Source organism: Saccharomonospora iraqiensis subsp. iraqiensis, assembly GCF_000430445.1.
GTDB lineage: Bacteria > Actinomycetota > Actinomycetes > Mycobacteriales > Pseudonocardiaceae > Saccharomonospora > Saccharomonospora iraqiensis.
This window is the reverse complement of sequence record NZ_KE387092.1, coordinates 80,763-82,554: the sequence shown is the minus strand read 5'-3', so window position 1 is coordinate 82,554 and position 1,792 is coordinate 80,763. Positions and strand designations below refer to the sequence as shown.

Annotated in this window: 2 protein-coding genes; one reads left to right on the top strand and one right to left on the bottom strand. The window is 74.2% G+C overall.

Annotation, left to right across the window (positions count from 1 at the left end; genetic code table 11):
* A partial coding sequence (locus ACTIR_RS0113315) for a Zn-binding domain-containing protein (protein WP_026454658.1) occupies positions 1 to 905 on the top strand: 905 nt, incomplete at its 5' end.
* Here the strand turns inward: ACTIR_RS0113315 and ACTIR_RS0113310 are convergent.
* Entirely contained in the window at positions 872 to 1,558 is a 687-nt protein-coding gene (locus ACTIR_RS0113310) for a bifunctional DNA primase/polymerase (RefSeq protein ID WP_026454657.1), read from the bottom strand. The two genes, ACTIR_RS0113315 and ACTIR_RS0113310, sit on opposite strands and share 34 nt — an antisense overlap.
* Between the last annotated feature and the right edge of the window lie 234 nt (positions 1,559 to 1,792).

Below are 1,792 nucleotides of genomic sequence, written 5' to 3'. Positions count from 1 at the left end.
AGGTCGCCGTCGTCGAGTCCGACACCTCCCGCCTGCTCGGCACGGTCGACGCGGCGGCGGCGTGCGGCACCGTCCACCCGGGTGCGGTCTACCTGCACCGGGGTGCGTCCTACGTGGTCGACGAGCTCGACCTCGATCAGGGACTGGCCCTGGTGCACGCCGAGGATCCCGAGTGGAACACCTCCGCCCGCGAGGTCATCGACATCACCGTGCTGCGCACCGAGCGCAGTGTCGACCACGGCGGTGTGACGGTGCATCTGGGCGAGGTCGCCGTCAGTTCCCGCGTGGTCGGTTACCTGCGCCGCCTGCCCTCGGGCGAGGTGCTCGACCACGTCCCGCTCGACCTGCCCGAGCAGGAACTCCGGACCCGCGCGGTCTGGTACACGGTGGACGAGGACCTGCTGTGTCCGGGACCGGGCAGGGCGCCGGAGGGCGCCGGACTGGAACCGGCGCGCGTCCCCGGCGCCCTGCATGCGGCCGAGCACGCGGCGATCGGCCTGCTTCCGCTGTTCGCGAGTTGCGACCGGGCCGACATCGGCGGCGTGTCCACCGCGGTCCACGCCGACACCGGAAAGCCGACCGTGTTCGTCCACGACGGCCATCCCGGGGGCGCGGGGTTCGCCGACCGCGGTTTCGACGCGCTCGGGGCCTGGTTGGCCGCGACGCGGGAGGCCGTCGTCGCCTGCGAGTGCCCGGCGGGATGCCCGTCCTGCGTCCAGTCACCCAAGTGCGGCAACGGCAACGAGCCGCTGGACAAGGCCGCGGCCGTCGCGGTGCTGGACACCGTGCTCTCCGCGCTCGACAACGCGACCGACACAGCGACCGACACGGCGACCGGCACGGCGACCGACGGTGCCGACGGCGGACCCGCTCAGGCCGGGGAGCCCGCGGTCACCGCGTCCTGAGTGCCCACTCGCGACGGCACCGTCGGCCGGTCGGCGCGAGGCCCCCGCGTGCCCGTCGGTGCGGAGTCGGGATCTGCGCCGGGCAGCGCACGGACGAGCACGTCGTGCACGGTGGCGGCGTGCGGGAGGCGCCATCCCCAGATGTCCGGCTTCACCCGCCAGTGCACCACCCCGTGCCGGAACGGTGTCGGCGGCAGCGGGACCCAGCTGCCCGCACCGTGCCGCTCGACGCCAGGGTGTCCGGCGAGCTCGGCGGGGACGTCGTCCGCGACCGTGGTGAGGAACAGCCATCGCCCGTCCGGGGTCGCCACGATCGGCGCGGGATGTCCCGTCGCCCGGAGCAGACCCGCCGCACGCCGCCCGATCCGGTGGTCGACCTCGACCGCGTCCACCACCGTGCCGGTGGCGACGAGCAGACTGTAGGGGCGTCCGGTCCACCACGCGGCGACCTGCCGCGGGTGCGCACCGAGCCGTTCGCGCCAGTCGGCGTGCGCGGGAGTGGGCCGGGTCCAGTCGGACTCCTCCCCCTCGGCGTGCCCCGGGTAGGTCCCGGGCAGCACCGGCCAGCCGCGCCCGGCCAGGCCGATGGCCTCGGCGCGCAGTTCGATGCGGAAGGCGCCGCGCCAGGTCTCCGGCCGTTCGGTGTCCAACATCGCTCGCTCATGCCTCCTACTCGACGATCCGACCGCCTCGTCGCGGTGTCACATCTCACTCAAGAACACGACAGGGGGTCACCGGAACCGGCTGTCGACAACCGGCATCCGGTGAACGGTGAGTGAGCGATTCGTCAACACCCGGACCGAACGGGAGCCGACCGGTGGCCCGCCCGCCGTGTCTCCCCGGAACCCGCGGCACGGACCGGGACGCCGCCACGGGATCCGGCGGCG